Raw genomic sequence first — 26,646 nt, forward strand, 5'->3', positions numbered from 1 at the left:
TGATCGATGACCTCTTGGTCGAGGCTGCTTCAGGGGCTCCAAGATAGCCGTCGTTAAAGTGCGTGCGAGAGAAGTGTGGGGGTTTTGGTCGTCGCCGCATCGAGTTTCCTCCGCAGCAACCCGCGATAGAGTTTGACATGTTCGCGTGCGCAACCGAGGTGATCAGCCGGTTGTCGCATCGAAGCACGCAGCCGATCCCAGATCTGGTTGTTGCTCAATGCCTCTGCAATACGGTCCGCGAGATCCTGACTGCTGCCTGCTCGAAAGTGCAGCCCGTCCTTGCCGTCACGCACCTTCTCGGCCATCCCGCCGATATCGGAGCTGATCATCGGTCGGCAATGGAGCAGGGCCTCCTGGATCACGACGGGCGAGTTTTCCCACCAGACGGACGGCAGAACCACCCAGTCGACCGAACGCATCAGGCGCGGTACCTCCGCGTTCTGGTATGCGCCGTAGAAGCGGACGCGAGGCCCGGCGTCTGCGATGAGCTTGTTCATCCGTTCCTGGAATTCGATTGGCTGGCGTTCAAGATTGCCGCCGAAGATCATCAGACTGGAGTCTTCGCCCCATAGCTCCTTCGGAATGCGCGAAACAGCGTCAACCAGGACATCGACCCCCTTGAACGGCGTCATCTGTCCGAAATAGGCAAAGCGGCTACGGCGAGGGTTGGGACCCTGCAACGCACGGGCGGGTGCCGCCGCTTCCACCGCGATCCCGTTTTCGATCACGCAGAGTTTGTCTTTTTCAATGCCCCAAGCGGTGTAGCGATCAGCCAGAAAACGGCTGGGGGAGACGAAAGCGTCGGCAAGGCCAAGCATCCCGCGGGTAAACTGTTCTCGCTTGAGGAAGCGTGAGACGGGGATATCGGGAAAGCAGCCGTGGCAGGCGACGGGAGATGCTGTCTCGCAGAGCTGGCCCGAGGGTCGCTTTACCATCTGCCCGTGGTTGTGGCAGATCGGCAGGTATTCGTGGAAGGTGACGAGGATAGCGGCGTCCGGAAATGCTTCTCTGAGCGCATAGAGCGCTTCAAGGCCGATGCCGAGAACGTGGTGGAAATGTATGACATGGGGCCTCAAATCACGTGCGAAACGCAAAAGGTCCCGGCTGATGGTCTTCGTATCACCGTTGGATAGAAAGAAATGGTCGTAGTCGTCAGCGTGGAACAACAACTCGTCCTCGGCAAGGCGAAGGCTCATCAGCGCGGACGCGGCATGTCGTGGGACAGGATGGCCGACCCGGGCCAAGTAAACCGATTCCACGTTTGGCAATGCGTTCAGGCCGCGATGCAGGTTGTGAGATGCGATTTCCGCCCCGCCAAGCGAGAGTGTCGGGTGCCCGTGCGAGACGATAAGGATGCGAAGCTTCTCGTTCATGCAGGGCTCTTTTCCAGGTGCTTTTTAATGCCGAGAATCGGCGACCATTGGCTCTTGAAGATCTTTCGGTCGATCTCGTCCGCCAGAGCGGCCAAAGCCGGACTACTTCCACCGCGTGCGTCGTCGCAGCCCCACATCTGCACCGATGGAAGCACATAGGACTCGATGCCGGACAGGTTGAGGCGAAGGCCCAGATCCAGACCCTTTTCATGCAGGCCAAGATAGCCGCCGGAAAAGCCACCCGCGCGCGCCAGAGCGTTGCGAGGCATGATGCAGCACACGAGCGACGCTGCTGCGATACGGGTCAGTGTCATGTCGGTAACCGCTTTGAGCGGATATCCGGCATAGCGGCCGACGACGGGCTGGTCGCCATTGTCTTCCTCGATCCAGCTTCCCGCCCAGCGAATGGAATGGTCCTCATATGCTAGAACAGGCGAGACGACGCTTCCTTTCAAAGTCGCGGCCGTGGCCACCAGTTTGCCGTACCAGCCTTTCCCGTGCGGGATCAGCGAGGCGCAGAGTGAGACGACCGTTTCGCAGGTGAGTGCTTGCGTGCCCGCTTCAAGCATATCGCAGCCATCGCCGGTTCCCTTCACCGACACCAGCCGAACCGAAAGGCGATAGAACCGCGCGAGCTCCCTGATGCGGGTGGCTTGCCTGCGAAAGCGCTCTGCAGGCATGGCGATGACGATCGGCGCGCACCGGGTTTCCGGATCGAGCGCGAGCAACGCCAATAGCGGGGCAATATCCTCCTCGCTCTCGCCGGCACCGATGACGATCGGCGGGCTGCTTTCCTCATCGAAGCGGCCATTATCCAAGATGGTGTCGACGATAGGCGCCGACCTTCCGGACTGTCTGAGGAACGGGACAATTTGCGCATCGACGATCGCCGGCAGCGCACAGTTTGTGGGATCGATGGCGCCGATCTGGCGCAATGTTGCTGAACGCGCAGAAACCCGCGTCGGCTTCGCCGGCAAAAAAGCGCGACGCAAATCGCGCAGCGTTAATTCGAAGTAGAGGGGTGCGTCAGGATCGTCACTCGGCAATTGTGCCTGGGCGATGAAGCCATGCGCATGTTGCTCGCTCCGAAAGCTCGGTGCGAAATGCTGCTGCTCGTTGAAACTGTCCGTGACATCGGGGCGATCGAAACGCGTCCAGCATTCGTCGAGGCGAGCCGCGATATTGCTTCGGCGTAACTTCACCGTTGCGACGTGGCCATCGGGGTCATAAAGCCAGCCGGAGACGAGGAGATTCCCTCCATCTGCCTCGAATGCGTTGTCTACTCCCATCCGGACGCGATAGGGCAGGCTGGAAACGGTTTCCTTGCCCTCAAAGCTGTTGGCGGCTGCTCGAAGGGACAGCAGGACGTCGGGGGAGCCGTGCGTCCGCAGCAGGATTGACCGGATATGTTCAGGCGTTTCCAGCGGGCCGGCGATGCGCTTTTTGGGGTGGACCGCAGTGTGCCGCCAACCGGCGCGCGCCCGAAAGACCAGGCCCTCGATGTCGAGTGCGCGGGTCGCCCTGTTGGCATCGAGAAGGCCGACAAAACCGGAGGCGCCATCGGGAACGTCGGGGCGGGGAAAGACCGCGATGCCGCACTCGGCGACCACCGGTGTCGCGTTGCCCACCACGAACACCCGGCCAGGTCCGGGCGCTATGCCACGGCTCCAGCCTTGCAGGAACGTCACGCCATCATGGCTTTCACCGATCAGCTCGACGAAACCATCACTTGCGTGGGCCGCTTGCAAGAGCGCGGTGATGGTCAAAAGCCTGTGGCGGGTAACATCGCCTGCCATCAGAACGTCCACGAGCCCATCGATGACGGCGGCCGACTGAGATCCCGCGGATTCGAGCACAAGCGCGGCCGCTTCCTCCGCGGAGGCGAGCCGGGGCGCGAAGATGAACTGCGCGCCCGTCTCCTGTTCTCCGAACCGTATCGTGCTTATGCCCGGCTGCGCGTCCTCTGTTGGCAGGAGCGCTGCAAATCCGTGCCTGGCCCGTGGTGAGGGCAAGGCCAATCGCCATTCCGAGACAAACGCGCTTCGCGTGTCTGCGTGGTCGTCGCCAATGACGACCATCGCGCTGCCGGCGGTGACACGGCCGAGGCCGATGATCAGCAAGGTTGTCTCGTCGATGCGGCAGCCGATAACCCTCCCAGGGCGCATTGCCCTGTTCGCCGCATGCCTAGCTGCCCTGGGGCTCGTAACAGCCCGGGATTGTTCCGTAACCTGCACGCCGTTCTCTCCCCGCATCAGATCCTGACAATCAGCGCAAGGCTGGCGCCCGCGGCAAATCCCACGAGAACAAACAGCAACAGCAGCAGCGGCTTCAATTCGCCGTTGCCACGCTTGCGCAGGGTGTTCAGGTTCTTTTCGATTCCAGCCACAACCCCATCCAGCCGCATGAGATGGACGTCGAGATCATTCAGCCTGTGGCCGATATCCACCCTGAGGCTTTCGACGGCGTGGCCGACCTCGCTGAGGCCGGTGGTTTCTGCCTTGTCGGCATCAAGGTCCGGTGTGCGCTGCATCGAGCGCTGGGAGACTTGCAGCTGCCGTTGGGACGCCATCAGCACGTCGAGCTTGTCGAGCACCTTCGCAAGCGGCGCGGCGATAAGAGCCTCGGCCGCCTGCTCGTTTGGCTGTGGAACGCGCAAGGCCTGTTCGGAACCACTTCCATTTCGGGCCATGACGACGATATCGTTCGCCCGCGACTGAACAGGATCGGGCAGCGCGATTTCAAATGCGTGTTTGCCGTCGCCAATGCCGTTGCGCCGTAGGTCGGGGCGATTGCGATCGGCAACGGCCTCTGCAATCACCTTACCATCGAGCAGGACACGGATGATCAGCCGTTGATCCGGGGCCATTGGGTCGAATGCCCAGCCGAAGATCCTGCCCATCTCGATGGCGTCTACCCGGCCGTTCATCGGCTTGGCATTGTCCTGTTCGGATGCGGCATCCGGTCGTTCAGCGGGATTGGCCATGAGTTCTCCTATGCCTGAACCTGCGTCGTCTCGATCCGCTTGAGGTAGCGGCGGGCGGTCGTATCGATATCGTCGGGCTTGCGCGCGTTTGCGGCGAACCGGCGCAGCAGGCTCGGCTCTTCCAATATGCTGCGCATCGCTGCGGCGAGCGCTCGGGCATCGTTGGGCGGAACGGTCAGGCCGTTGACGCCGTGCTCAACCATTTCAGCCATTCCGCCAATGTTGCTGGCGATGACCGGGCGACCCTGAGCCTGGGCTTCCTGAATGACCAACGGTGCATTCTCCCACCAGATCGAGGGAACGATGGTGCAATCGACCGCGGCCACCAGATCGCCGATATCTTCGCGGCGATAGGGGCCTCGGGACTGTACCGATGCCGATGTTTCGGCAAAGCGTCGATCGATCTCCTCGACGAAGGCCTGGCTCTGGAAGGGCGCGCCGCCATGAACGCGAAGCTCGAAATCGAGGCCATCGGCCAGAAGCTGGCGCGCGGCGTCGAGCAACACGGTTACCCCCTTCCAGGGGTTGAGATTTCCGAAATATCCGAAGACCGGCCTTCCACCCTCGAGCAGCTCTCTTCGAACGCTGGCATCTCGGCTGGGGATACCATTGGGAATGACGCTGATCTTGTCCGCATCCAATCCCCATCGCACGAAGCGCTCCCTTAAAAAGGCGCTGGGCGAGACGAAGTGGTCGACCGTGCTCATCAGGGCCTTCAGGTGGCTTTCGCGCAAGGTAAAGCGGTCGAGCGGAATGTCCTTGAAACAGCTGTGGCAGCGGTCCGGGCTGGACTCGTGACACAGCTCCTTGCTGCCGGTGCGCACCATCAGGCCGTCATGATGGCAAATGGGGTAGTAGTCATGCAGTGTCATCACGATCTGGCAATGGGGCAGGGTGCGGCGGACAATGTGAGGAAACTCGGCCCCAAGCAGCAGCAGGTGGTGGAGGTGAACCACGTCCGGCCGGAAATCGCGCAACAGTTCCGTTATATCCGGCACGATGCCGTAGAGGTCGATTTGACTCATGAAGAAGCGGTCGAAATGTCCGGACCACAACAGGATTTCGTCTCCCGCCTGGCCGATGCTTTGAAAACTCGTGCCGGGCCTCGCTTCGCGATGGATCTGGTTCGTGGCACCGAGAAACAGGGCTTCGTGCCCCTCGCGCTGGTAGGCACGAAACAGGTCGTGCGCGAAAATCTCCGTCCCGCCGGGATGAAGAGACGGATGGTTGTGGGCGGCCACCAGAATGCGCTTGCTCATCGGCCGCTTCCCCGCCGCTTCGACACGATGAAGTCCTGATGGTGGCTCGCTTTGGTGCCGCGCCAATGGCCCAGCGATTTTAGGGCGACGGAGAGGCCGGCGCGTTCGAGTGCTTTGTCCAGAAAACCGTCCTCGAAGCCGATTGCGGCAAGGCGCGGCTGGTTAGGGACGAACCAGCATGGGCTTTCGCGATAGCGTTGGAAAGCAAGACGCGGATCGCGCCGCCCGTGTTCGTTTGCCGCCGCGATCTGGTCGACCACGAACGCTGTCATAAACAGGCGTCCGCCGGGTGACAGAACCCTGCGGACTTCGGAGAGATAGACGAGGACTTCCGCGGGCGGCAGATGCGTGACCACGGAAGTCATGATCACGAAGTCGAAATGATGGTCCGGAAAGGGCAGCGCCAAGGCCTTGCCGCTGATCTTGCCGCCCGGATTATAGAGCTCGTGTGCGATGTCCAGCCGCTGGAAGGAGAAATTGGGGTAGGCAGGCGTGATCGTACGCTGGCACCAGCCAATACCGTCTTCTACAGGATCGATGCCATCGTAGCGACTTGTTTGCGGATCGAGATACTGGGTGAGCGGCACAGCCATCCGGCCGATACCGCAGCCAATATCAAGCACACGACTGTCTTCGCGCAGGCCACCGATGCGAATGAAGTAACCAAGGAACTCGGCTCCGATCTCGCGAAAATCACCATCTCCTACGAAGACGTTGGTGGTATCCGGTTGCGGCAGGAAACGATTTGCTCGAACGGATTCGTTGAGCCAGCGAATACGGTCTTCATCGATCAGCCGGGCCGGTGCGGGCGGCTGCAGGAGTGCCGCTTTCGTCATGCTGCGCTCCTTTCCCGGACGCTCTCACCCATGGCCGTGGGGCGATGTGGGTCCTTATCGCGTTGGTTCGCCATCAGCGCGCTGATGTCGTCCTCCCAGCGCTGCGTGTGCAGCCATGAATTGTACTGGCTGGCAACACCGCGCATGTAGTCCTGGCTACGGCGGATCGAGCGGCGTTCGAAATGATAGAGGCACGCCGCCGGCTCATAGGCTATCTGCAACCCGAGGCGGCGGATCTTGAGGCAGAGGTCACTGTCTTCGTAATCGCCGATCACGTAGTCGTCGGTGTAACCGCCAACGCGCTCGTAAGTCTCCCTGCGCGCCACGAGGCAGGCGCCGGTGACGCCGGGTACGTCGCGGGTCTGCTGCGCCGGCCGGTAGTCGCCAGGCATGCCCTTGTGGAAATGGTGGTTCAGCCAGATCCCGCGCTGGTCGCGGCCGAAATAAAGCCCGGCATGTTGCAGCGATCCGTCTTCGAAGATCAGTTTCGGGCCGATGGCGCCCAGTGCCTTGTCTTCCAGCAGCGCCTGCGAAAGGATTTGAAGCCAGCCAGGCTTGCAAGGCACGACATCCGAATTGAGCATCACCAGGATGGAGCCGCGTGCGAAGCGCGCGCCGGCATTGCAGGCACGCGCGTAACCACCGTTGCGGTTCATAACCACAAGTTTCATTGGCAGCCCGTGCAGAAGATGCAGTCCGCCCAGCAGATGCTCCGTCTCATCCTGGATTTCCGGTGAATCGAGGACGTAGATGACCTCCGCATTGGCTGCGAGCCAAGGGTCCGTGGCCATCCCCGATAGTTGAAAACGCAGGAAATCGAGAACCTTGTAGAGGGGCACTACAATGGAAACGAGCGGAGCGTTTTTGGGCAGGCTATAGTCTTTTGTGTAGTCGACCTCGATGGTCTTGCCCAATCGTCGTTCAATGTCCTGCAGGGCGGGGGCGAGAATCGTGCGGAAAGCATCGTCGACTGCATGCTGCGGCGGCACGGCGCGCAGAACGTGGTTTCTCTGGATTGCAGGCTCGAAAGGCTGTGTTTTCGGTATTAGAGGCCTGACCGCTCCTGAAGCGAGACGCATCTGAAATCGCGGTTGCAGCAAAGGTCCAGGGGATTGCGCGAGGGGAATCCAGGCAACGAAACCCGTCACATCGGTCTTGCCCTTTTCGTCCTTCCCATGCGCCCATGCCGGGAATTTGTAGTTGTTTCCGTCGAGCGGCACGGCGGTGCCGTCTTCCTTGACATAGTCGATACCGGCGAAGGCCGATGATGGTGCGTGAAACCAGCCGCCGGCCAGAAGGCCGCCGTCGAGCGCCAGAGCGAGATCGACTTCACCGGACGGGTGCATCGACGATTTGGCAATCCGGCTCGCCGCCAGCGGGGCGCGCGTTTGAAGATCGATCGCCGCGGCGGCACCGCCCTCCGGCAACAGGGCGTGTTGACGGATGATCATTTCGCGCAGTTCCACTGCCTCGCGGTTTTTGCTCCACCAACCCTGAAGGCTGGCATGGCGCGGCTTGGCGTCAGGCAGTTGGCGAATGGCCAGGCCATTCTTGCTCAGGAGAACGATGAGAAACGGAGGGGAGGGCGCGTCTGCGATGAAATGGCACAATTGCAGGCCGTTTTTCGCATTGGGCCCGAGGACGAGCCTGTCGGCCATGCGTTTGGTCGAAGTGGCACCGATCGCATAGATCGCTGTGATCTCGCCCAGATCCGGATTGATCGCGGTCTCGATCAGATGGCGCCCCGGCGCAATCTGGCAGACGACACTGGCGGTCTGCGGTTCGGGCGCAAGCGTGTGAAGGGCGTCTTCGACCACCATGTTGAAAAAATGGTCGCTGGCGATGCGGAAAGCGCTTCGCCATACAGTCAGCAGGTTGTTGACGAACTTGATGCGGGCAGCCGGCGCGAGATCGGCGAACAGGGCCTCCACATCGAGAGGTGCGAGCGCGCGTGCAGGCTGCATCACGATGGTTTCGACGGTGCTGCCGTGCTCCGTGCAAATATCCACAGTCACCGGTCGCTGTTCCGGTCTCATCGCCCAGAACATGCGTTGTCCCCCGTTGCCAAGCGGAAGCATCATGCTGACGAGCGGTACCGGCGACGGCTCCATGGACAACAGGCACCTCGTATTGGCGGGAAGGGCTGGAGGAAGGTCCCGGATGAGAACGGCAAGCTCGGTGCCGAGCCGAAAGATCTTTGCGTTCCTGAAAACGCCAGTGGCGTCTATCGAATCGTCGAATGTCACACGCTGTCCCTCTGAATCGGAATAGCGCGCCCCACGGGAGGAGGCAGGGCGCGCCGAGCTCAGGCTCAGTGAACGGTGAAGTAGTTATCTGGATTGGCCTGGATGTCGTCGGCATCGACATTGACCAATGTAAGCGTATCGCCATGACCGAGATCCACGACGACATTGCCGCCGACCTGCGTGACGCGCGACGCCAGGTCCTCGGGCGAAGTCACGTCGAGGCCATTGATGCCCTTCGAGATCTGCAGCAGATCCTCGCCCGCAACAAAGTCGAGGATGACGTCATTCCCACCGCCGCCGTCGAAGACGAAGATGTCATGGCCAGCGCCGCCAGCCAGGATGTCGTTTCCGGCCCCGCCGTCAACGATGTCGTTGCCATCGCCGCCATACAGTATATCGTTGCCCTTGCCGCCGGACAAAAGGTCGCTTCCGTGTCCGCCGAACAGGATGTCACTCCCCTTATCGCCGTAGAGAAGGTCGTCACCCCAGCCGCCGACGAGGGTATCGTCGCCGTTTTCACCATTCAGCAAGTCGCTGCCCTCGCCGCCGAAAAGGGTGTCGTTTCCCTTTCCGCCGAATAGCAGATCGTCCCCGTCATCACCGAACACGATGTCGTGCCCGTTTCCGCCGCTAACGAAATCATCGCCACCATGGGCGCGAATGAAATCGTTGAAGCGGGAGCCGAACAGAGCGTCGTCGTATGCGCCGCCTTCCAATGTAGCCATCTGCCTCTCCTCTTCAGGTTTATATGACGCGTCTTCGGCGCTGGGTGCGACGATTGCGCTCGCGGATTGTGCATCGCAAAAAAGAGGGGCGCAAGTATCTAAATGAGATAAACCGTCCAGTAATGAGAAATAAATTTCTGAATTTGAGTCTTATTGGTACATTGTTTCGGCAATTGCAGTTTTTATGAAGTAAAATTACGTTATTTTACTCGGAAATAACTTCAAAAATTGAAGCAATTTCCACGATACTCTTCATGCTTCGCTTCTGCACACTAGTCTTCCCTGAAGGCGCGATTGAAACTCTCGACGGCGGGAGAGGTAAGGTAGTCGATCGCAAGGCGTGACTTGTGGATAATCAGCACCTCCGCGGGCATGCCTGGATAGAGGCGGACATCGGGATTTGCCTTGAGCGATGCCGCGTCTATTTTGGCGCGCGCGACGAAGAATGCGGTGTTTGACTTTTCATCTACCGACTGGTCTGCGGCGACATATGTGATGGCGCCTTCCATTGGCAGTCGGGAACGCTGATTATACGCCGTCAACCGGATTTGCGTCTGGGAGCCCACGGCCATGCTGTCGATGTCACGAGGATTGACGCGCATCTCGATCAGTAGGGGTTCATTTTCCGGAACGATCTCCAGCAGCGCTTGGCCGGGCGTGACCGCGCTGCCAGGGGTTCGCAGCCAGATGTTGCTGATGATACCGTCCTGTGGAGAGCGGATCTCAAGGCGCCGAAGCACGTCCTTCGAAGCGGTGATCTGCTCCTCGACATCTGCGATCTCGATGCGTGCCGTCGTGATTTCGCCGGCAATCGTCGACTGAAACTCGCTTTCGATTCCGGTCAGTGCAAGCTGCGCGCCGGCTTCGGCCTTTTGTGCCCGGGCCTTGTCGCCGACGAGTTCGCTCCGTTCGCGTGCAAGCTCGCTCAGCCGGGCCTCGATGTCGATGAGTTGCGTGCGGGGGAAGACACCTTTTTTCACCAACGTTGCGATAGCCGTCCGCCGCTCGTTAATAAGCACGATTTGCTGGTCCGTCGCCTGGATCTGGATGCCGAGTGACTTTGCTTGTTCGAAGTGCTCCTCGATGGTCTTTTTCTGGACCTCTATGCGCCCCCCCTGGGTCTCGCGCCGCTTTTCGAAAAACATCGTTTCCGCCATGACCGCGTCCTCGATCGCGGCATCCCGGGCGTGGCTGAAATCCTGTGGAAAGCTGATCTGGGGCGCGCCGGTCTGCTCGGCCTTCAGTCGCGCCAGTTTCGCGATTAGGCCAATGCGCCGGATTTGGAGCGACCGCAGGCTGGAACGCGCTCGTGTATCCTCCAACTCGATCAGGGGCTGCCCGGCAGAAACCTTGTCGCCCTCCTGAACGAGCAGTCGGCTCATCACACCGCCTTCAAAATGGCTGATGGTCTTTCTCTTCGAATCAACGATGACCGTGCCGTTGGCGACCGTCGCGCTGCTGAGTTCGGTCGAAAACGCCCAGGCAAAAAATCCACCGAAGGACACTAGGATCGTGGCGATCCCCGCGATGACAAGGCGGCGAAGCGGTGAGCGGTTATCAAGTTGTTCGAATTCCAAGTCCAAGGGACTGACATTCAGCGACACCGGCTGATGCGATGGTAAGCGACGCTCGGAAGAGCCGGGGCGGACCGCAAGAGGCTTCATCTCCGTCATATCGCGGCCACCTCACGGCGTGCTTCGCCCGGCATTGTGGCCGGGATCACATCCGTTCGCGGCCCGAACTGTGTGACGCGGCCGTTCTCGAGCACGAGCAGCTTGTCGGCGACTTGCATGATGGCTGGCCTGTGAGCGATTAAGACGACGATGGCGCCGTCAGCGCGCGCGTGCTGGATCGCCCGGATGAGGGCCTGCTCGCCAATTGCGTCTAGGTTTGCGTTCGGCTCGTCGAGCACGATGAGGCGAGGTCTGTTGTAGAGGCAGCGCGCCAACGCTATGCGCTGCCGCTGCCCTCCGGACAGGGTCAAGTGTCCGTCGCCGACGGGCGTGTCATAGCCAAGTTGCAGGCGTCCGATCATGTCATGGATGTCGGCCAGTCGCGCTGCTTCCAGCACTTTGTATGGGTCGCTTTCGGCCATCCGCCCAATGTTTTCTCGAATCGTGCCTTCCAAAAGCGATACAGATTGCGGCAGATATCCGACCACTTGGCCAAACGAACTGCGCTCCCAGAGGTAGGTGTTATTGCCGTCGAGGAAGACGCCACCGGACGTGGGCCGCAAGATTCCGACCAGCAGGCGCGCGAGGGTCGATTTGCCCGCCGCGGAGGGACCGACCACGCCCAGAACCTCGCCCGGAGAGAGGGAGAAAGAGATGCCCTTGATGATCGGCACATCCAGTCCCGGGGCTGCGTAGACCAGTTTGTCGACCACGATGTCGCCTGACGAATGCGGCGTGGGCATCGTTTGGCGGATCGCAAGGTCCGCCTTGAGGGTGGCCTCAAGACGACGCCAGCCCGCAATCGCCAGAACCCACTGCCGCCAATTGTCGATGATCGAATCGAAGGGGATGAGGAGGCGGCCGACAAGAATGCTCGACGCCATCATCGCGCCGGGCGTGATTGCCTGCTCCAGAACTAGAAACGCTCCGGATGCCAGGGTGACGATCTGGATGGAATAGCGCAGGCTGCGGGTGATGGACGACATCGCCTTGCTCCTGCTCCCACTCGCTTCAAAGGCACTGAGGGCCTGCATTTGCAGGGCGCGCCAACGATTCGCCAGGGCCGGCAGCATACCCATTGCCTCGATAGCCTCGGCATGTCGCAGCGATGCGCCAATCTTGGACACGGCCTCGATATTTGTCTGGTTGGCTTCCTTGGTGAGTTGGCGTGTCAACATGTCCGTGACCAGGCCGCCGCAAAGGAGCAGCGCCGCAGAGACAGCCCCAATGAGGCCGAAAAGCGGATGCAGAACGAAAAGGGCGCCGAGGAAGATTGGTGACCAGACCGCATCGAGGGGTGCGGTTACCGCTGACGAGGTCAGGAAGCTTCGCAATTCTGAGATGTCGCGAAGCGACTGGGTCGCGCGCGACAGGCCCTGGTCGACCGAGGTCTGAACGGCGGCGGCCAGGACTGGCGTGTTTAAACGGCGCACGAGCGCCCCCCCGATTGCTTGGAAAGACAGGGCGCGGATGAATTCCAGAACACCAAGCACCACAAGGGCGCCGATCGCCAAAATGGTGAGCATGACGAGCGTGTCCATGCTCTGGCTATTAAGTACCCTGTCATGAACTTGCAGCATAAACAGGGGCATCGTGAGCTGTAGCAAATTGAGACAAACGCTAAGCGCTGCCGCATATAGCAACCCGGACAGGAAGACACGCTTTGCTTGCAACATCAGCAATCCCGGGTTGTTTTGATCTTTGCCTCCCCAAATTTGACTCTTGCTTATTGTCTCATTTTGAACAGTATCACGCATGGCGATTTGCCTTGGGTTAACGTTGTAGCCATCTTGTGGAGGGCAGAATTGGTTATAACTGTGCCGAAGTGTAGTAATGCCTCTGCCAATCTGGCACAGAAGGGAGGGCTTGTGCAAGCTTGGGATATTCAGAGGTGATGAGCATATTTGAAAAGTACTTCTATTTTTGAAGTATTTTTCCAAATCGGAGCGTGAAATGAAAGAAAATAGTGTGCTCAATCTGTCCGTACTTAATGATGATCTAGGAATTCAAAATAACGGGCAGGCAGCACAAACGGACCTTGGGCATTCTCGGGGTGCCGAGTTTGGTGACCTCCGGCAAGTTACATATTTCGAGCTTGCTCGCCTCATGGAGCGGGCAAGTCGACGGTTTGCAGGCCTGATTCGGGCGGAGCTGACCAAGCTACGTGTTGATGACATCGGGCCGGCACAGGCGATGATTCTCCTGGCAATTGGCGACTCGGAGCTCTCGGTCGCCGAGCTTCTGGATCGTGGGCATTATGTGGGTTCCAACGTTTCCTACTATCTGAAGCAGCTTGCCGACGGCGACTATATTGATCGCGTTGCCTCCCAGCGCGACAAGCGGTCTGCACGCATCAAGTTGACAGAGAAGGGGCGGCAACTGAGAGCAAATCTCCGCGATGCGGCAATGACCTATGAGCGCGCGGTGAATCGTGGCGACCAGGACCAGCGGATGCTTGAGACGGCCTTCCAGACGTTGCACCAGCTTGAACTCGCCTGGGGCACCAATTCACGGTATGGCGTCTAAATGGTGAGTGATGCCGTGGGCCTGGCAATGGCGGACTAGGTGCGATGCATGTGGCGTTTGTTCATCGGCGCGGCTTCGGCCAGTTCGCTGCCTTGGCCGCCCATCTCGCGCAGGCGGGCAATGAGGTAAGCCTCATCACCGAAACCATAGATCAGAAGATTCCGTCCGTTCGGGTCGTTCGACATCGCGCGGAATCAGGTCCGCGCGCAAATCCAGACATGGCCCGGCACATGGGTACTCCCGATCATCACGCGCGAATCGGCCATCGCGTTGCCGACACGTTCGACGCCATGGGCCGGCAGGGGCTGGTGCCCGATATAGTCGTTGGCCATATCGGCTGGGGCAGCATGATGTTTTTGAAGGACGTGCTGCCGCAGGTGCCCGCATTGGGATATTGCGAGTTCTTCTATCGATCGGAAGGGGCGGACATTGGGTTCGCCCCCGACGACCGGGCCGATTTGGAGACGCGAAAAAGGCTGCGGCTGCGTAACATCGCGCAGCTCTTGTCCCTTGAGGCCATTGAGGCCGGCATCAGCCCCACCCATTGGCAAAGAAGTCTGTACCCTGCCGACGCCCAGGGGCGCATTTCGGTGTGTCACGAGGGCGTCGACACGGCGCGGTTTCGACCAGATCCGACAACTTCGGTCAGGCTTTCGGACGGGCGCGTGCTTGGGGCTGGTGGTTCTCCCATTGTCACCTTTGTCGCGCGCGACCTTGAGCCGTATCGCGGATTTCCACAGGCTTTGGAGGCTGCCGCGAAGGTTGTGCGACAGCGCCCCGATGCGCTGTTCGTTTTCGTCGGCGGAGATGGCACCAGCTATGGTGTGCCGCCACCCGGCGGCGGGTCGTGGAGGGACCATCTCCTGGAATCGCTGGACATACCGCGGGAAAATATTCTCTTTCCCGGCGTGGTGCCGCATTCAGTTTTGCGGCAGCTTTTCCAGATCTCGGCCGCACACCTCTACATGACCTATCCGTTCGTTTTGTCTTGGTCGGTGTTGGAGGCAATGGCGTGCGGCGCTCTGGTCATTGGATCTGATACCGCGCCTGTCCGGGAGGTTATACGCGCCGGCCGGAACGGTCTGTTGGTGCCATTCTTCGACGCCGACGCACTCGCCGAGGCCATTCTTGGCGCCCTGGAGAATCCGCAACGCCACGTCGCGATGCGTGCCGCGGCGCGTCGGACGGTTGAGCGTCGTTTCCGACTAGCGGACTGCCTCGGGCGCCAACAGGATATGCTTGAAAAATTGAGTGGAAAATCACTTCTCCGTCAAGGGTAAGTGTGGATACGAATTATTACTTTGATTTTTTAAGTATATGTGAAGTATTTTTCTTTTATTATTTTGAATGTTACCATTGTGCAGCGCAAAATTAGTTGCTAAGCTTTCGTTGATGGCGCCGGTTAACCTACCAAGCAACTGATTATCCAGCGTCTTTGAACTTTTGTCCCGAAATTATTTTTCAGAGGCAGCGCGTGCAAGATTTGATGTCTACCGGCATAGGGCGGCGACTAGCGGCAAAAAAACTGGTGGCAGCATCGGACCGGGACCGGTCGTACTTCGAGGGAAGCGAAATAGAGCATCTGGTCACCTACCTCGAAACGGATAGGCGCCCTCAGTTGACCTTGCAGAACGCCTTTCCGTTGATTGCCGTCGCCTTTTCCGACGAGGGCGAGGCGGATCTGCAAGAGCGCCTGGCGCTGCTGGGGTCTCTGGGTACGGTGCCCGCGGTTCCCCTCCAGCGGCTTGATCCCGCCAGCAAACCGGACAGTCTCGCGCTTCTGCGAACGTTGGCCGAGGGTGGCGTCGGTCGGCTCGCCCGATACAACGCCTCGATCACTTCGGAGCTGTCGATTCTGCGGCGGGAACGCGAGACGCTGCTGGAAAATTACCGGGCTCTCGAAGACGCGTTCCAGGCGCGAAACTGGGAGCCCGTTTCCGAGATTTTCTCCCACGATCCGTATGTCGACCCAAAGGATGAGGGGATCAGTCAACTGCTCGCCAACGCCTTTGTCGAGCAACTGCTGCCGGTGTCCAGCCTCGGTGTGGCCGGGCTCGCGCTTCATCTGCATTCCGTGCCGAAAGCCAGCGGAGAGCTCGTCGTTGCGTTGCGGTATCTTGAAAGCGGGGAAGGGGTGGCCGAGTGGACCGTCCCCTATGCACAACTCGTTCCGAATTGGAACTTCTTCTCACTGCCGCGAGCCTGCGGAGGCGCGGCACGGACACTCCGGCTGCGGATATCCGCGACCGGACCCGAGACCGTCGGTCTTTCGCTCGGCTATCCGATCGCCAGCGAACGTTATTCGGCGCGGTCGGAACTTCCGCATCCGGATCTCGATCTGCGTCCGCTGGCATTCAAGGTGTTCACGGGACTGCCCGGGGTGAAGCCCGTCACGGCGCCCAACATGATTGCGCCGAGCAGCCTCCTGGAGGGCCAGTACGTCGTCGACTATCGCCTGGCGGTCGACACGTTGAGCCAGATTGCGGACGTTTCGGTCACGCCCATCGTCCCTGATTTCCAGACTGTGCGCTTCCTGGAGCATGAGCATGCCATCGTCTGCCACCCGTTGAAGAGCGGTATATCGGCCGGAGCGGTCAGTCGCGCTGTCGAACCGGGAACGATATCCTTCTCTGCAAGCGCCGTTATCGATCATCCGCAAGGCCAGCCCGCGGCGGTCAGCTTCCTACTTGCCCCGGCGAATTCGAATGCGCGTTCCGAAGTGGCTGAGCTTGCGCGAAAGGGCGCAGCCAAGCCGTCGGCATTCTTCAGCGGGTGGCGCGAAGTCACGTCCAGTAAGGTCGTCAACATCAACATCCAGTTGGACGAGCCGGCACGCGGCCCGATGGATCTGATGATCCTCAGTCGTGCAGTTACGGATTCGGTCGATTTCTCCTGGCTCAAGGTGTCCGGATTCAGGCTGGTCAAGCAATCAAAGGAGGCAGCCGATGTCCGGTAACCGGCAATTCACGGACCTGATCGCCGTGGCCATGCCCCTCTACGGTCACGCGGCACTCGCCCTAGAGGCGATAGAGTCCGTTCTTGCCTCGAATCTCGGCAGCTGCCAGGTCGTCATTGTCATCTCGGTCGACGGCGATCCACGGCACGAAACGTTCGATCAACTGTTGCTCTACGCGGCGGCTCATCCTTCCGTCCATGTCATGTTTGGCCAGAACGCCGGGCCGGGCGGTGCACGCAATCGCGCCATCGATTACGTCCTTGAGCACTTTCCCGAGGCGAAGGCTGTCTATTTCCTCGATGCCGACAATCGCGTCCTTCCCGGCACCATCGAAACGCTTTATCGGCAGCTCCTCTCCAGCAACTGTGGGTGGGTCTACACCAATATCGATACGTTTTCGGTAAGCTGGCGCGCCCACTACGGAAACCGCTATTCACGGCTGGTCCACTGCGTCACCGATAATATCTGCGACACGGGCTCGATGATCTCGATCGATGTTTTTTTGGAAGGCGTCCGCTTCAACGACGACAGGCAGAACGGCTTCGAGGATTGGGAGTTCTGGCTGTCCTGCATCGAGCATGGTTTTGTCGGTACACCCTGCCACGACACCGTCTTCGAATACCGGCTGAGGGCGGAGAGCCGCTTCAAGGAGGCGAACCGGGACCGTGCCACGTCGGTAAGCTTCCTGCGCAAGCGCCACATGCCGTTGTTCCAGCGCCCGATGCTGGTGGATTTCGAGCACGAGGACTGCCCGCGCTACCTGTTTGCGCGAACGGAAGACGCCGCGATCTCCTTCTTCACTGATCCCCTCAAGCCACCGACGATGCTTCGCCTTGACGATATCATCCCGGCGTTCTGGGCAAACATTGGCGAACCCGACAACGAACATTTCCCGCCGTTCATGGTGGCCGGAAGTAGTGCAGCGCTCGACTTGCTCCGGCGTTCGCGCATGTTGCCGAACGTGCTTGCCCACCTCGAGCGCCTCAGCGAGACTAGCAACGTTGTCTTCGTGCAACTCGCCAACGATGCCGCCCAGCGTAAGATCGAACCAGTCGGTCTGGGGGCGGGTGGACAAAAAATCGGCCCCGCCGATCTCATTTTCCTTTCGTCCCGGCTCGTTCAGGACGTGGTCCAGAACAACGCGGTGGACTGGTTCGCGTCCATCGGCAACCAGCAGGTATGGCCGACATCGACGGTCCTGAAAGTACGCTTCCCTTTTTCAAGAAGCCTTCCGCGCCGCTCTGTCATCACACCTCAGCAGGTGATAATCAATTGCGTCAACGCGATTGCGGCGAGTCCTCTGCGGGAGACGGTGGGCAAGCGGTGGACCTGGCGTCCGGCGCGACTCGTGCCTTATAGCGATCTGCACAAGGCGCTGCGCAAGGAAATCGGGGGATCACCGGTCCTGCCGCTCGGGCACAGCGAAGGCAAACGGACCGTGGCGCTGCTCGTGCCGAACGCCTCGTTCGGTGGGGCCGAAAAAGTCGTCTATGCGGCCGCCCGGGAATTGAAGGCGGCGGGTTACGAAACCCATCTCTTCGTGCTCGGCACGTCCCGGATGGACGTGATCGATGAATTCGATTCCAGCTTCGACCACATTCACTTCTGGGACGCGGGAATTCCAGCCTGGGGAGGGTCGGGTTCCTTCCTTGGGCAGGACTTTATCGCCGAGGAGCATGCGGTCGACTGGGAGGCGCTCAAGGGACAGCTTTCCGGCTTCGACCTGGTCATCAACAACCATGTGATGGCTGTCCATCCCCTCATCGCCCGTCTTCGCTCTGAAGGTACGCGCACCGCCTGCTATCTTCACGTCGTCGACAACACGGCCTTCAAGAGGCCCGCCGGTCAGCCCTTCGCGGCGATTGCCCACGAGCATTGCTACGATGCCTTCCTGACCTGCTCCGAACAGCTCAAGATTTATCTGCACAGCTACGGCGTCCCCCACGAGAAAGTCTTCGCGGTTGCTAATGGCGCGAGCTTTTCGGTGCCGCCTAAGGTCCTCGCGGAGGTTCTGGCGGTGAGGCGGATCGAGCGCAAGGGCGACCGGTTGCGACTTCTCTACATGGGGCGGCTCGATCAGCAGAAGGGCATCGATCGACTTGCGGCGATACTCGCGGAATTGCGGGCCTCCAACGTCCCGTTCGACGCCCGCGCTATCGGCGGCGAAATCCTCGCTGATTCAAGCGTGTCCTGGAGCGAACGGTTGAAGGATCTAGGCGTTGACGTGCGCCCACCCGTCTTTGCCAGCAAGGACCTGATCAAGGCGCTGGGCTGGGCGGATGTTCTCGTCATGCCTTCACGCTGGGAGGGCGCGCCACTGATGATCGCCGAGGCGCAGCAGCTCGGCTGCGTTCCTATCGCGACCGCGGTCGGGGCTGTGGACGAACTCATTTCCGACGGCGAGGACGGCATCCTCATCGACGCGGCTTCCGATCCTCAAGTCGTGAGGGGGATGGCGCGGATCATCGAGGAGGTGGCGTACAATCGCGAGAGGCTCGCTCCGCTCATGGAGGGCTGCATCAGGACCGCCGCGCGCCGGTCATGGGCTTCCTCCTTCTCAGATTTCATCGCGTGGAGCGATCGCTCCGTCAAAAATTCATCACTGTCGCGCTCCGCGGTCTTTCGCGAGCAGTCGGTGGCAAATCCCGTGGTCGCGGCGCTCGGCTGATTGCCAGGCCGCCTCCCTGAACAGAAAGGTCTAGTCGAATGCGTCCACGAATTCTCGTGACGGGTATTCCTGGTCACTACACACGCCTTGCCAATGGCGCCCAGGGCTTGTCCGTGTCCTATGCGGAGCGGCAGAAGCAGCCGGAAGCAAAAGAGGAGTTTCTGCAGGAGCTGCGCAACATCAGCAACACCGGGAACTACCTCATCGGCGAGGGCGCCCTGCGAGCGCTCGCGCCGCATGCGAAGCAGGTTCCCTTCTGGCATCTCTACAATCTGAGCCAAAGCGGCGGCGGGTTCGATGAGTTCAATGCCAACTTCGACATCTGCGTCTTTACCTGCGCGAACCTCCTGCGCAAGGGGCTCTCCGCGGACGCCGAGGCGGAGGTACTCAGCCGGCTCAACATGCCGATTGTCATGCTAGGCATCGGCCTGCAGAACCGCAAGGACCTGGAGAACAATCTTCCGGAGGGAACAAAGCGGCTTCTCGCCATCTTGAAGGAGCGCGAGCACTACTTCCTGACGCGCGGCCACGAGTCGGCCGGCTTCCTGAAAGACCAGGGCTTCTCCTTCGTGCGACCGACCGGATGCCCTTCCGTCTATTTCATGCCGGACAACATGCGCCGCTCCATGAAGAAACTGTCGAGCGTGGAAATCGGCAAGGCGCGGACAATTTTTTCAGGCTACCTCGGCGGCAATCAGGATGCGATCCTCGACGCCAATGCGCTGGCTCCACAAGGCACCGCGCCGCAATACGTGGTGCAGGATGAGTTTCTTCACTTCGACATGCAGGTGGAGCCAAACGACGAGGGGCGCGTCTACGATTCCGCGTCGGGCCTGATGATCGGCAATCTGACCTATCCCGGCACGGAGCGCGAGAAGCAACGGTTCGAGGTTCGCACTTTCTACGACACCAACCAGTGGCGCGCCTGGGCCTCGTCGATGGACTTCAATCTCGGCCGTCGTTTCCACGGCTCAATTATCGCAATGCAGGCGGCGGTACCGAGCCTGATGGTGGCGGTGGACGATCGCATGCGCGAGATGCTCGGCTTCACCGGCCTACCCGCCGTCGATATCGACGAGATCGACAAGGCAGAAAACCGGGCAGAGTTCGTAGCCGATCATCTGGCAAAGCTCAACACGAGCGAGCTTATCGATCGATATTCCGACCGCGAGCGCGCCTTCCGCACGACGCTTCGTGAAATCGGCATCGCCAACTAATGGCGCAAAGGCCACCATTTATCGGTTCAAGGGATAGTTATGCGTATTTTGCTCACGGGAATTCCGTCTTATCTGCAGAGAACGATTGGGCAGGTTTTGGGCACGACTGTCGTCCATCGGCCCTATTTTGAAGAGACCAGTACCAAGAAGGACCTGATTTCCCAGGTCAGGCGGATTGCCAATACCGGTAACTACCTGATCGGAGAGGGCGCGGCCGAAAGCCTGCGCGGTCATGACGTCACTTACCTTCCCTTCTGGCACCTCGCCAACAACCGGGAAGCGGAAGACCTCTACGAGCGCGTCAACCGCGAGTTCGATATTTGCGTTTTCGCCTCCGCCAATCTCTTGCGGCCAGGTTATTCCGCGGACCTGGAAGCTGAAGTCTTTGCCAAGCTGAAGATGCCGGTCGTGGTGATGGGCATTGGCATCCAGCGCAAGGAGGGACTGAAGGAACTGCTGCCGGCCGGTACGCTCCAGTTCCTTGAGGTCTTGAAGAAAAAGGAGAGCTTCTTCCTTACCCGCGGTTATTTCACCGCCGAGTTTCTGAGGGAACAGGGGATGAAGTTCGTCAAACCGACCGGCTGCCCATCGCTCTATTTCGCTCCGAACGAGATGAAGCGGTCACTTGCCGCGCTTGCCAATCCGGGACTGGCAGAAGCCCAGAAAATAACCTTCGGCGGCTATCTTGGCAGCGTTGCCGATACGATCGTCGACGCGCATGCCTTGCTTAAGCCTGACAGCGTCGCAAGCTATGTCGTCCAGGACGAGGTGGTTGCATATAACCTCTCGCTGACCGGCGACGACAATGACATTGTGTATGATCGGGCGAGCGGGCGCATCACTGGCGCGACCGAATACAAGCATTCGGAAAAATGGCAGCGGAAATCCGAGCTGCTGGTGTTTTTCGACACGAACCAGTGGCGGGGCGCGATGTCCTCGCGCGATCTTTGCTTCGGCCGCCGTTTCCACGGCTGCATCATCGGTATGCAGGCCGGCACACCCGCCCTCATGATCGCCGTCGACGACCGCATGCGAGAAATGCTGGAGTTCATCGGCTTCCCCTATATAGAGGCTGCGACCTGGAACCGGGAAGCGGACAAGCGCCCATACCTGTCGAGCTTCCTCGCCAAGATAGACACGCAAGCCGTGATCGACCGCTATTCCGCTTGCGAGGCGAATTTCCGAGATGCTCTTGGGCAGATTGGACTGTGAGAGGATGAAAGCGGTGGCGCGAATGGGCGCGCGCCTCGCTTGCGCGCTGGCAGTGTTCTGGGCCTTTTCACCGGCGCCGCCGGCAAACGCAGACGATGTGTTCCCCGATCGCATCGGCATTAACCGGGTAAACCTCGCCTGGGTTTCCCGCGCCGATCAGAAGCGCGTGCTGAAGGAAATTGCGGCAAGCGGTATCACTCATGTCCGACTTTCGCTGTCGAGGCCGGTGGATAAGAGCATCGACGCGCTCGAAATCGCGGACCGGCTGGGGCTGAAAATCCTTATCGAGATCCAGCTCGGCAACAAGGACTACTATCCGGCGGAGGTGCGCCCTCGCACCGGTTTCGGGCGCATCTGGGATGTTCGGCGACTTTCGGATCTAGACCTCGATCTTTACCGAGCGCAGCTGCGCTCGGCGCTTCGCCGCATTGATGGCATGGGCATCCGCATCGACGCCTTCGAGCCCGGAAACGAAATAAACTACAGCGCCTACAATGGCGACCTCGTCGTCTACGAAAAACCTGGGCGGCAGACACCGCGCAGCGTTTCGGAAATCGCAAATCGCTCGGACTTCGAGCGTGGGCTCGACGCATATGTCGGCGCCATCCGGATCACCCGGGAGGAGTTGCAGGCGACGGTGCATAACCGGGGCGCGCTGCTGATTTCCGCGGGACTTTCCGATGTTGGCGCAGATGAGGCCGACTTCCGCGGGATGGAGCGGCTCGATCCTGATGCGTTCGTCTCACTCCTGCGGGAACGGGGGATCGACGCGCTGATCGACGGCTATGGCATTCATGTTTATCCGGGGCGCAAAGGCGAAGCGGCTCTAGCGCGGTATGTGACGGCGCTTCTCGACTTTTGCCAGCCTGAAGGGGAGGGCAAGCCGTGCTGGGTTACCGAATGGGGCATTGCCAACACCGCGCTTTCTTGTCCAATCGATGACCGGGAGCGAGAAGGGGCGATCCGCGCGATGCGCCGCGTCTTTGGGCAACGCATGGCGCAGCGAACGCTGAAAGCGGTCTTTTACTATGATTGGGATACCCAGCCGGTCTACAGCGTCTGGCGTTGCGGTGCCTTGAGCCCGGCCGGTGTTGCGGCCACCGAACCGGATGCCGGTGAAGGATCGGTGAGATGAACAATGTGATCTGTCCCCTCCAGTATTCTCGGCCCGCGCGTGGCCGCCGAGGGTGAAGCGTGGAAATGGCGACGGGAGAACCTGCATGAAAGGGATCATTCTGGCAGGCGGCACCGGAGGCACTACTTCATTGGCCGATTTCGCGCGCCATGTGCTCTCCTCTCGCCGCGCTCGTGGGGGGGCGTGGGCTGGGGTTCGTGACATAAAAGCCGCCGAATTTCCCGTGCAAGCACCGCGCCCATGGACACGCAACTGTCCACCACCAAGTTCGCCTCGACATTCGGCTGGACCATGCCGCATTGGCCGCTGTCGCTTGACGAGACGGTGAGACAGTTATTCCAGGACGCCGCGGGTTAGCAAATGCCCACAACTCCGCGGCGCGCCGCATTCAGATGATGGGCAACGGCGTCCGTGTCGCTGCCGCGTCGATACCTCCGGGGCAGGCTCGTTTGCCCCAGAGCGGAATCGTTGCATAGGCGGTCACACGTATGCGCCCCTGCACAGGATAAGGCGATGCCGCAAAGCAGGCCCGAAAGCCATCCTGTCACGAAAACAACTCCCGGAATAGGAGGGGGCCAGCTTCGTCCTCCGCAAGGGCGGCCTGATTAGCTGCCTCGCGGAGTGTCTGAAAGTCGGCCTGGTCCCCGACCCTGGTACCGCCAAGCCGAACCGTCACCGATATATGGCGCTCTTGCCCGGCTGTGAAGGTTGTCTCGTCTATCCGCGCGCGGATGCGCTCGCAGATGTCGCTGGCGTTTTCTGTTGTTGTGCCTGGCAGATATATCCCCAGTTCGTCGGAGGCAAGGCGGGTGACGAGATCACCATAGCGCACAGAAGAATGTACGATCCGAACAATCGATTGAAGCAGCGTATCTGCCCATTGCGGGCCATAGCGACGACCGATCTCATCGAAATTGCCGACCCTAAGAACGAGCATGATGCCATCCGGGTTTTCAGCAGTGCTCAGGCGCCTGCGGTCTATCGCATGCTCGACCGAGCTCGCAAATGCGTTGGCGCGCAGTGTACCCGTGACGGGATCATGACTGAGTGCGTGCTGAAGTTCTTTTTGGATCTCACGAAGCGCTTCGTTGCGTTGAAAAAGCGCCAATTGAAGCGGAAATGTAACAGCTGCCGTTATTGACGCCACGGTGGTCAATTCTGCCCAAAGCGGACGGTCGGGAATAAGCAGGCTTAATACGCAAACTACTGCGATCGCCCCAACGGCGCAGGCAAGGGCGCCGAGCGTTGCTGTCTTGATACGCGGGACGATTGCGGCTTGGCGAGAATGAAATTGCAGAGTCATCGGTTAATGGAGCTTTTGCATGGGGTGCTATCTTTGAAGGCCTCGGTGAAAATATCAGGTGAATAAATCTGATGGCATTTTAGCAATCGGCTACGCAAAACTTGACCAGCACACCAGCCGGAGGGCGGGCCTGTGAAGTCCATGCAGCCAATGCCCTCGTTTAAAAGCCAATTCGCAGCAAGTAGTTGCTTCTAACAAAGAAAACTATGTAGCAGCAGTTCAATTCCCATCAATCACAGGTCTTGGGTTCGAATCCTGTCAAGGCGACAAAAAGTACTGCCGGAGTCCGGACTCAGCATTGCCGGGCATGCGGGTCGTGGTCGAAGGGATCGAAACCGATGCAAATCGTGATCAGTTCTCGTCGTTTGGACTTAAGCTTGGGTCGGCATGCAGAGATTAACGTCGTCCGCTCAGAGCTTGACGGTGGGTCAGGCGGCGCCAATTCGGCTGCCGCCTGTCTTATGTGCTCGGTGGTTTCGTTCTACCGACTATGCGGGTCGCTGTGGCGCTTGCTACGTTGGGCCACAAGAATGCCAGTTTCAGGTGCCAGCAGATCATGTTTTTCCGCAAAGGTGACAAACACCGCCCGCGCCGTATGCGCTTCGATATCACCGCTCAGCGCCGCCCGGCAGGCCTTCAGCGCCAGCTCGCGCGCTGGGTCGGTTGGATTTCGCCAGTCCATCAGGATCTGGTAGGCGCGCATCACTGAATTGACCTCGGTCGGGACACCGAGACCCAGAAGGATCGTGACAGGTTTCTCAAACATATCGGGTTTCATCGGCTGCTCCTTTCCGTCTGCCCGATTGTCTTGGTGAAAAGCGGAGAGCGCTGTAGGCGCTCCGCTTCTGGTCATGTCCTGGCAAGCAGCGCCGGCTGCGACGGCAATCTTTCGAATGCACGGGCGATGAGTGTGCCCTCAGCAGTTTTGATGTCTGGCCGCGGCGTTTCCTGATTCCAAGACAAAGTTTTTCACTAGGCGTTTCTTCATGGCAGATGCCTTACGCGACCTGACGTTCTGCTTCGATCTGCAGCGGAGCAGTTTGCTCGCCACCCGTGCCGATTGCGATCTTGCGCGGCTTCATGGCCTCGGGGATCTCGCGTTTCAACGCGATGCACAGGAGGCCGTTGACCAGCGAGGCTTCTTCTACCTTCACGTGGTCAGCCAGTTCGAAGCGACGCTCGAACGAACGTCCGGCAATACCGCGGTGCAGATATTCGCCATCTTTCGCCTCAGCCTTGCTACCCTTCACGACCAGAACGTTGCGTTCCTGCATGATGTCGAGATCGGAATCGCCAAAGCTCGCGACCGCCATTTCGATGCGGTAATCGTCGTCACTCGTCTTGACAATGTCATAGGGTGGCCAAGTGTCGATCGCCTGCAGGCGCTGGGCGTTGTTCAGCAAATTGAACACGCGGTCGAAGCCGACGCTGGAGCGATAGAGTGGTGCAAAATCAAGATCGTTTCTCATAACCAAATCCTCCGTAAAGCGATAAGGAATGGAGACGCGGAAACTCGGGTCCCCAGTTGTGCCAGCCCCGGTCGGCGACTGACGAAAATGATCTAATTTTGAGAAAATCGAGTTTCAAGATTTCGGGGTAAATTTTTTTTCAGGTGGTTTCAAGGCAACCCGCTGTCGGCCAACAGCATCGAAACTTGCTTATCCGTACCATGGCGTCTCTTATCCGGTTTACCTGGTAAATGGGGTGCCGGAGATCGAAAAGCAGGCAGACTACTCCCGGCCGCAAATCAGTCGTTCCACCTGCATTTGCTACTGACGTTTTGTAATAGCTGAGTCGTTGGTTCTGAACTCTTCAACGTGCCCATGGGCGAACCACCGATAAAGTCCTGCGACGCTTGCGGTCAGCACAAGGAGGTCACGTGTCTTTGGCCCCAACTCCCCTTTAGTTGCTACGCTTCCCAGGCCAGGCCGTGAGCGCGAGATCGATCAGCCGCTTCAAACTCGCATTGCAGGCGCCATCGCAGGCCTGTGCGGACATGCCTTGTATAATCGCGCCATAGAAGCGCGCGAGCGTATCGGTATCGGTTTGCGCCGGCAATTCGCCTTCCTCGACGGCACGGTCAAAGCGGACTTTGAGAGTCTGCATCGACGTCTCGCGCAATGCCGCCGTCATCCGCGCGATGGACGCATTTTCTTCCGCATGCTGGAGGACGGCCGTGGAGACCATGCAACCTCGCGGCTTGTCCGGTTGGGTGTCACCGTCAGCTATATCGTAAAGATAGAGGCTTAGGGCTTCGTGCGCTGGAAGGTTGGATGCTAAGATTTCCAACCGGCGGCTGTTTTCGCGGGCAATGCTGAAGTCGAGGGCCTGACGGTACAATTCTTCCTTTGATCCAAACATCGAATAGAGAGTCGGCGGATTGATCCCCATGGCCTTCGTGAGGTCGGCGGTCGAGGTTCCTTCGTAGCCGCGCTCCCAGAACAAGCGTGCCGCAATGTCGAGCCCTACGTCGCGATCGAGCACGCGCGGTCTGCCTCGTTTGCGGACTGGATCCCTCATTAAAATAGTGACTC

At 59.7% G+C, this 26,646-nt stretch carries 20 protein-coding genes; 7 read left to right on the top strand and 13 right to left on the bottom strand.

Features of this window, described 5'->3' with window-relative positions:
* Window positions 1-53: 53 nt before the first annotated feature.
* The 9 genes from ACP7E0_RS25405 to ACP7E0_RS25445 all read right to left on the bottom strand — a co-directional run bounded on the left by ACP7E0_RS25405 (window position 54) and on the right by ACP7E0_RS25445 (window position 12,852).
* On the bottom strand, window positions 54-1,373 hold the full coding sequence (locus ACP7E0_RS25405) for a glycosyltransferase family 4 protein (protein WP_426128945.1): 1,320 nt from the start codon (window positions 1,371-1,373) through the stop codon (window positions 54-56).
* Complete coding sequence (locus tag ACP7E0_RS25410) at window positions 1,370-3,607, bottom strand: glycosyltransferase family 2 protein (RefSeq protein ID WP_426128947.1); 2,238 nt, start codon at window positions 3,605-3,607, stop codon at window positions 1,370-1,372. The genes ACP7E0_RS25405 and ACP7E0_RS25410 overlap by 4 nt, the downstream gene beginning before the upstream one ends.
* Window positions 3,608-3,624: 17 nt before the next feature.
* Complete coding sequence (locus ACP7E0_RS25415; RefSeq protein WP_426128949.1) at window positions 3,625-4,356, bottom strand: hypothetical protein; 732 nt, start codon at window positions 4,354-4,356, stop codon at window positions 3,625-3,627.
* A gap of 8 nt (window positions 4,357-4,364) precedes the next feature.
* Window positions 4,365-5,615, bottom strand: a complete 1,251-nt coding sequence (locus ACP7E0_RS25420; protein WP_426128951.1) for a glycosyltransferase family 4 protein — start codon at window positions 5,613-5,615, stop codon at window positions 4,365-4,367.
* Window positions 5,612-6,451, bottom strand: coding sequence for a class I SAM-dependent methyltransferase (locus ACP7E0_RS25425; RefSeq protein ID WP_426128953.1), 840 nt, complete (start codon window positions 6,449-6,451; stop codon window positions 5,612-5,614). Before ACP7E0_RS25425 ends, ACP7E0_RS25420 begins: the two co-directional genes overlap by 4 nt.
* On the bottom strand, window positions 6,448-8,697 hold the full coding sequence (locus ACP7E0_RS25430; RefSeq protein ID WP_426128955.1) for a glycosyltransferase family 2 protein: 2,250 nt from the start codon (window positions 8,695-8,697) through the stop codon (window positions 6,448-6,450). Before ACP7E0_RS25430 ends, ACP7E0_RS25425 begins: the two co-directional genes overlap by 4 nt.
* A gap of 65 nt (window positions 8,698-8,762) precedes the next feature.
* Window positions 8,763-9,422 (bottom strand): calcium-binding protein, encoded by a 660-nt coding sequence (locus ACP7E0_RS25435; RefSeq protein ID WP_426128957.1) that lies wholly within the window; start codon window positions 9,420-9,422, stop codon window positions 8,763-8,765.
* Between the two features lie 272 nt (window positions 9,423-9,694).
* Window positions 9,695-11,095, bottom strand: a complete 1,401-nt coding sequence (locus tag ACP7E0_RS25440) for an HlyD family type I secretion periplasmic adaptor subunit (RefSeq protein ID WP_426128959.1) — start codon at window positions 11,093-11,095, stop codon at window positions 9,695-9,697.
* Complete coding sequence (locus ACP7E0_RS25445) at window positions 11,092-12,852, bottom strand: type I secretion system permease/ATPase (protein WP_426128961.1); 1,761 nt, start codon at window positions 12,850-12,852, stop codon at window positions 11,092-11,094. Before ACP7E0_RS25445 ends, ACP7E0_RS25440 begins: the two co-directional genes overlap by 4 nt.
* 196 nt (window positions 12,853-13,048) lie before the next feature.
* On the opposite strand from ACP7E0_RS25445, the gene ACP7E0_RS25450 reads away from it, so the two are divergent.
* The 7 genes from ACP7E0_RS25450 (at window position 13,049) to ACP7E0_RS25480 (ending at window position 22,809) form a co-directional block, all read left to right on the top strand.
* A complete protein-coding gene (locus tag ACP7E0_RS25450) occupies window positions 13,049-13,621 on the top strand; it encodes a MarR family transcriptional regulator (RefSeq protein WP_426128963.1) in 573 nt (190 codons plus the stop codon).
* 44 nt (window positions 13,622-13,665) lie between these two features.
* The gene (locus tag ACP7E0_RS25455; protein WP_426128965.1) at window positions 13,666-14,901 is read left to right on the top strand and encodes a glycosyltransferase family 4 protein; all 1,236 of its coding nucleotides are present in this window, start codon (window positions 13,666-13,668) and stop codon (window positions 14,899-14,901) included.
* A 206-nt stretch (window positions 14,902-15,107) separates the two neighbouring features.
* Window positions 15,108-16,577 (top strand): DUF6212 domain-containing protein, encoded by a 1,470-nt coding sequence (locus tag ACP7E0_RS25460; RefSeq protein ID WP_426128967.1) that lies wholly within the window; start codon window positions 15,108-15,110, stop codon window positions 16,575-16,577.
* Complete coding sequence (locus tag ACP7E0_RS25465; protein ID WP_426128969.1) at window positions 16,567-19,245, top strand: glycosyltransferase; 2,679 nt, start codon at window positions 16,567-16,569, stop codon at window positions 19,243-19,245. The genes ACP7E0_RS25460 and ACP7E0_RS25465 overlap by 11 nt, the downstream gene beginning before the upstream one ends.
* A 38-nt stretch (window positions 19,246-19,283) precedes the next feature.
* Complete coding sequence (locus ACP7E0_RS25470) at window positions 19,284-20,462, top strand: polysaccharide pyruvyl transferase family protein (RefSeq protein WP_426128971.1); 1,179 nt, start codon at window positions 19,284-19,286, stop codon at window positions 20,460-20,462.
* Between the two features lie 39 nt (window positions 20,463-20,501).
* On the top strand, window positions 20,502-21,674 hold the full coding sequence (locus ACP7E0_RS25475) for a polysaccharide pyruvyl transferase family protein (protein WP_426128973.1): 1,173 nt from the start codon (window positions 20,502-20,504) through the stop codon (window positions 21,672-21,674).
* A gap of 22 nt (window positions 21,675-21,696) precedes the next feature.
* Entirely contained in the window at window positions 21,697-22,809 is a 1,113-nt protein-coding gene (locus ACP7E0_RS25480) for a glycoside hydrolase (RefSeq protein ID WP_426128975.1), read from the top strand.
* A 544-nt stretch (window positions 22,810-23,353) separates the two neighbouring features.
* Here the strand turns inward: ACP7E0_RS25480 and ACP7E0_RS25485 are convergent.
* The 4 genes from ACP7E0_RS25485 to ACP7E0_RS25500 form a co-directional block, all read right to left on the bottom strand.
* Window positions 23,354-24,112: a GGDEF domain-containing protein gene (locus tag ACP7E0_RS25485; RefSeq protein WP_426128977.1), complete on the bottom strand. Its 759-nt coding sequence runs from the start codon at window positions 24,110-24,112 to the stop codon at window positions 23,354-23,356.
* Between the two features lie 481 nt (window positions 24,113-24,593).
* Complete coding sequence (locus ACP7E0_RS25490; RefSeq protein ID WP_426128979.1) at window positions 24,594-24,890, bottom strand: DUF982 domain-containing protein; 297 nt, start codon at window positions 24,888-24,890, stop codon at window positions 24,594-24,596.
* Between the two features lie 220 nt (window positions 24,891-25,110).
* The gene (locus tag ACP7E0_RS25495) at window positions 25,111-25,581 is read right to left on the bottom strand and encodes an Hsp20 family protein (RefSeq protein WP_426128981.1); all 471 of its coding nucleotides are present in this window, start codon (window positions 25,579-25,581) and stop codon (window positions 25,111-25,113) included.
* A 433-nt stretch (window positions 25,582-26,014) separates the two neighbouring features.
* Window positions 26,015-26,632: a TetR/AcrR family transcriptional regulator gene (locus ACP7E0_RS25500; RefSeq protein WP_426128983.1), complete on the bottom strand. Its 618-nt coding sequence runs from the start codon at window positions 26,630-26,632 to the stop codon at window positions 26,015-26,017.
* Window positions 26,633-26,646 lie beyond the last annotated feature (14 nt).

Origin of the sequence: Pararhizobium sp. PWRC1-1 (genome assembly GCF_049897905.1) — a bacterium.
GTDB lineage: Bacteria > Pseudomonadota > Alphaproteobacteria > Rhizobiales > Rhizobiaceae > Pararhizobium.

Excerpts from the sequence above, each read along its gene's own strand:
- ACP7E0_RS25405 (WP_426128945.1), bottom strand. The coding sequence starts at position 1,373 with ATGAACGAGAAGCTTCGCATCCTTATCGTCTCGCACGGGCACCCGACA.
- ACP7E0_RS25415 (WP_426128949.1), bottom strand. The coding sequence starts at position 4,356 with ATGGCCAATCCCGCTGAACGACCGGATGCCGCATCCGAACAGGACAAT.
- ACP7E0_RS25420 (WP_426128951.1), bottom strand. The coding sequence starts at position 5,615 with ATGAGCAAGCGCATTCTGGTGGCCGCCCACAACCATCCGTCTCTTCAT.
- ACP7E0_RS25425 (WP_426128953.1), bottom strand. The coding sequence starts at position 6,451 with ATGACGAAAGCGGCACTCCTGCAGCCGCCCGCACCGGCCCGGCTGATC.
- ACP7E0_RS25435 (WP_426128957.1), bottom strand. The coding sequence starts at position 9,422 with ATGGCTACATTGGAAGGCGGCGCATACGACGACGCTCTGTTCGGCTCC.
- ACP7E0_RS25440 (WP_426128959.1), bottom strand. The coding sequence starts at position 11,095 with ATGACGGAGATGAAGCCTCTTGCGGTCCGCCCCGGCTCTTCCGAGCGT.
- ACP7E0_RS25445 (WP_426128961.1), bottom strand. The coding sequence starts at position 12,852 with ATGCGTGATACTGTTCAAAATGAGACAATAAGCAAGAGTCAAATTTGG.
- ACP7E0_RS25450 (WP_426128963.1), top strand. The coding sequence starts at position 13,049 with ATGAAAGAAAATAGTGTGCTCAATCTGTCCGTACTTAATGATGATCTA.
- ACP7E0_RS25455 (WP_426128965.1), top strand. The coding sequence starts at position 13,666 with ATGCATGTGGCGTTTGTTCATCGGCGCGGCTTCGGCCAGTTCGCTGCC.
- ACP7E0_RS25460 (WP_426128967.1), top strand. The coding sequence starts at position 15,108 with ATGTCTACCGGCATAGGGCGGCGACTAGCGGCAAAAAAACTGGTGGCA.
- ACP7E0_RS25465 (WP_426128969.1), top strand. The coding sequence starts at position 16,567 with ATGTCCGGTAACCGGCAATTCACGGACCTGATCGCCGTGGCCATGCCC.
- ACP7E0_RS25470 (WP_426128971.1), top strand. The coding sequence starts at position 19,284 with ATGCGTCCACGAATTCTCGTGACGGGTATTCCTGGTCACTACACACGC.
- ACP7E0_RS25475 (WP_426128973.1), top strand. The coding sequence starts at position 20,502 with ATGCGTATTTTGCTCACGGGAATTCCGTCTTATCTGCAGAGAACGATT.
- ACP7E0_RS25480 (WP_426128975.1), top strand. The coding sequence starts at position 21,697 with ATGGGCGCGCGCCTCGCTTGCGCGCTGGCAGTGTTCTGGGCCTTTTCA.
- ACP7E0_RS25485 (WP_426128977.1), bottom strand. The coding sequence starts at position 24,112 with ATGACTCTGCAATTTCATTCTCGCCAAGCCGCAATCGTCCCGCGTATC.
- ACP7E0_RS25490 (WP_426128979.1), bottom strand. The coding sequence starts at position 24,890 with ATGAAACCCGATATGTTTGAGAAACCTGTCACGATCCTTCTGGGTCTC.
- ACP7E0_RS25495 (WP_426128981.1), bottom strand. The coding sequence starts at position 25,581 with ATGAGAAACGATCTTGATTTTGCACCACTCTATCGCTCCAGCGTCGGC.
- ACP7E0_RS25500 (WP_426128983.1), bottom strand. The coding sequence starts at position 26,632 with ATGAGGGATCCAGTCCGCAAACGAGGCAGACCGCGCGTGCTCGATCGC.